This window comes from Roseisalinus antarcticus (assembly GCF_900172355.1).
GTDB classification, from domain to species: Bacteria; Pseudomonadota; Alphaproteobacteria; order Rhodobacterales; family Rhodobacteraceae; genus Oceanicola; species Oceanicola antarcticus_A.
The window spans coordinates 1-1,740 of record NZ_FWFZ01000109.1; the positions used below are offsets into that span (position 1 = coordinate 1).

At 64.8% G+C, this 1,740-nt stretch carries 2 protein-coding genes; both read right to left on the reverse strand.

Going from position 1 to position 1,740, the window contains the following annotated elements; all coding sequences use genetic code 11:
• Positions 1-349 (reverse strand): DUF6511 domain-containing protein (locus ROA7023_RS25615; RefSeq protein WP_306372515.1); only part of this gene is annotated, 349 nt, incomplete at its 3' end.
• A gap of 3 nt (positions 350-352) precedes the next feature.
• Positions 353-1,740, reverse strand: a 1,388-nt coding sequence (locus ROA7023_RS23430; protein ID WP_085881342.1) for a DEAD/DEAH box helicase, incomplete at its 5' end; no start/stop codon positions are given.

Below are 1,740 nucleotides of genomic sequence, written 5' to 3' on the forward strand. Positions count from 1 at the left end.
CGACGGCCTCTTCGATCAGGGCGCGCACCTGAGCCTCGGTCAGATCAGCGAATGCGGTCTGCCAGCCGATCTCGTCCATAAGCAGTGCGATGCGTTTCATGGTGGCGGTGATGGCGGCGCGTTCTTCTTCGGTGAGATCAACCATGGCAAAACGCTCCCGCGCCAAACGCGTCCAGAAGCCCTGGCAGGGCATCGAGCAGAACCAGACCGATGGCCGGGGCCGCGTCGACCGGTGTGGATCGCGCCAGCCAAAACCACGCGTGGGTTGCCGGCAGACAGCACAGAGCGTTCCACGCGGATGCCAGAGACGCCGCCGGTCCTCGGCCGTGATCGGTGTTGGTATGGTCATGTGTCATGCCGCCCTCCGTTCGGGACCAGCCACCGCATTTACGGCTGCTTGGATGGCGCGTTTGTTGAAGCCAAAGGTCATCAGGGCCGAGGCGCGATATCGCGTCAGGCCGAAGTCATGGCGGCATTCAGGCGGCAGGTATTTCAGCTGCTTGTCCGTCGGTGGCTGGCGCAGCCATCCCCTTGTCTTGAAGGCGCTTTCATCACTCTCGTGGGTGTTGAGCCAGTCGTCGGCCTGAGCGAGGCAGACGGTGCGTTCTCCGACGCCCAACAAGCGTGGCCGCTCGCCCTTGGCCCCGCCGATGGCGTACCAGACCCCATCCATCCAGAAGATGCCGCCCCAGGCGGTGAAGCCCGTGGCCATGAGCGCATCGTCCGTGCCGAAGAGATCGACCCAAGCGAAGCTGGAGCGCTTCAGCAGGTCGATTTCGGTCATGACAAAACCCGAGAGTGGCAAAGCGTCCGCGCCGGTCTCGCCTTCGTCCTGCAGCAATACCTCGCCGCAGAGCGGGCATTCGGTGGCGGCGAGCGGGATCTCCGCTGCGCAGGCCGGGCAAGTTTTCGTCGGGGCTTCACCGGTGCCGATCTTGCCATCCAGATCGACATCCTGTTCCAGCGTGCCGTGGATCAGGCTCGACGTCCCGAAATCCAGCACCACGCAGTCGGTCTTGACGATGCCGGGGTGCTCTTCCGGATCGACCGTGCGCAGCCCGCGCCCGACCATCTGGATCATGGTGGATTTGTAGGAACTGGGCCGCAGCAGCACGACACAGGACGTCGGCGGGTGGTCCCAGCCTTCCGTGAGCACCGCGACGTTGACGACGACGCGGATCCCGCCCGCCGCGTAATCGGCGAGGATGGCCTTGCGGGTCTCGGCCGCCAAGTCGCCATGGATCAGCGCGGCGGAAATACCAGCCGCTTTGAACGCTTCGGTGACATGTTCAGCGTGAGCGACGGTGGAGCAGAACACGATAGTCTGCCGGTCACCGGCCTTCTCGGTCCAGTGGCGGATCACTTCATCGGTGACAGGCGCACGGTCCATGATGTCCGCCACCTCGGTCATGTCAAAATCCGCGCTGGTCTTGCGGACGGATTTCAATTCCTCCTGCACGCCCACATCGATTACGAATGTGCGCGGCGGCACGAGGTGGCCCGAGGCGATCAGCTCGCCCAGACGCACCTGGTCGGCGACATTGTCGAAGACCTCGCGCAGCCCTTTGCGATCGCCCCGGGTCGGCGTTGCCGTCACCCCGAACACCCGGGCGTCGGGATTGGCGTCGCGCACCCGGTCGATGATCCGGCGGTAGCTGTCCGCCACAGCGTGATGCGCCTCGTCGATCACCAGCAGATCGAGGCGCGGCATGTCGGCCAGGTTCGACAATCGCGCCAGCG